Source organism: Paracoccus sp. (in: a-proteobacteria) (assembly GCF_030536915.1).
In the GTDB taxonomy this organism is placed as follows: Bacteria; Pseudomonadota; Alphaproteobacteria; order Rhodobacterales; family Rhodobacteraceae; genus Paracoccus.
The window spans coordinates 1-1,582 of sequence record NZ_JAUNPC010000222.1 but is presented as its reverse complement, the minus strand read 5'-3'; the positions used below and the strand labels follow the sequence as shown (position 1 = coordinate 1,582).

At 65.5% G+C, this 1,582-nt stretch carries 2 protein-coding genes; both read right to left on the bottom strand.

Translation table 11 applies throughout. The features are described 5' to 3' along the window. The coding region (locus Q4F04_RS15915) for a hypothetical protein (RefSeq protein ID WP_303370760.1) at positions 1–312 on the bottom strand (312 nt) is incomplete at its 3' end. 67 nt (positions 313–379) lie between these two features. Further along, entirely contained in the window at positions 380–1,507 is a 1,128-nt protein-coding gene (locus Q4F04_RS15910) for a TAXI family TRAP transporter solute-binding subunit (RefSeq protein WP_303370759.1), read from the bottom strand. Positions 1,508–1,582: the final 75 nt, after the last annotated feature.

Genomic DNA, 1,582 nt, shown 5'->3' with positions numbered 1-1,582 from the left:
GAACCACGGCACCGACGCGGCCCATTTGGGACTCGAGGGCATCGTGATGAAGGCGATCGAAAGGAAGATGCCGATCAGATAATAGAGATACGAGTTCCCGAGCGGCTGGAAGCCGAACAGATCGAGCAGGAAAACCTGGTTGATCGCCATCAGCACGCCCGCGGCGCCGAGGATATACACCACGATCAGCGCGAAGCCCGAGGGGCGCGCCGGCGGCGGCGGGTCAGAACTGTGATGCATGTGCTGCTCGTCCGTGGTCACCTGACCAACCGGCGGCGGCATCTTCGCGTCTGTGACTGATTCTTGGGTCATCGGGTCCAATCCTGAAAATCGGCGAGCCGACGCAGATCCGCGCCGGCCCGGTTAGCAGAGGCAGACCTCAGTTGGATGCCTGACCGAGGGCCGCCTTGGCTTCGGCCCACTGCGCCGCGAATTGCTCCGGCGGCAGATCCCGGTTCGCCGGCAGGAACTCCTCCCAGGCGGCGCGAACCGCGTCGAGACGGGCGATCCGCTGCTGGTTCCAGGCTTCGGACTCTTCGGTCCAGATGCCCTTCTCGGTCAGATAGCGGATCGCGCCCTCGTGGAAGGGAACGTCGATCGGGGGTGTCCCCGAGATGGCGAGATCCCAGCGGTGCATGGTCGCGGTGGCGTCCTTGTAGAGATCGAAGCTCTCGTCCAGCGCCTTGGTGAACGCGTAGACTTCATCGGCCGACTTGTCGGCGAGGGCCACGATCACCGGATAGCGGTAGGCGGCCATCGGAACCGATTCGCCCGGCGGAAGGCCGGCGGCGATGTCTTCCTCAAAGGAACCCATGATGGGCAGGACGTCCAGCAGCTTGGTCCAGCCTTCCTGGTCGTTCGGGTCCAGAGGCACCCACTTGATCCCGCGCGGGGACGACGCCAGCTCGTAAAGCTGGCTGGTCGTCGGCGTGGTGCAGGTGAAGTCCGCCTCGTTCCTGGTCATCGAGCTCATGGCGGCGGCGTAGGTGGGGAACATCACCACCTCGACATCGTCCAGCGTCATGTCGCCGAACGCCAGGATCGCCTCGCACTTCACGTTGATCGACGGGTTGCCGACGACGAAAGCGGCGCGCTTGCCGCGTGCGTCGGCAATCGTCTCGATCCCGGCATCCCCTGCCGCCACCATCGACAGCGACGCCGGACGACCCGCGACCGCACGCAGGTTCTGCGGGCCGAAATCAGGCGTCGCATAGTCGTATTCGCCTTCGGACAGGAAATAGGTCTCGGTCGCGAGGAAGCCGTAATCGGCCCGGCCCAGCAGCAGCGGCTGCAGGCGGCCGATGCCGCTGCCCGAAGGCTGGATGCGGACCCTGGTATTGGCGTGCCGCCCGAACGCATCCGCGATGGCCGAGGCTTCGGCGTAGCCTGCCGAGCCCACGTCATAGGCCGTCCAGATCATCGTGCCGGGCAGTTCCTGCGCAGCCGCACCGGAGACGCCAAGCGCAAGGGCAGCGGCGCCGACGCGAAGTGTATTCACGAAATTCATGGATGCTCCTCCCAAAACATCAAACTGGGCCATCGCGGCGTCGGGCGCCAGTCGCGCCGTGCCTGCTGCCCGGTA

What these genes read in the sequence shown, in the direction of transcription:
- Q4F04_RS15910 (WP_303370759.1), bottom strand. Translation starts at nt 1,507, where the DNA reads ATGAATTTCGTGAATACACTTCGCGTCGGCGCCGCTGCCCTTGCGCTT.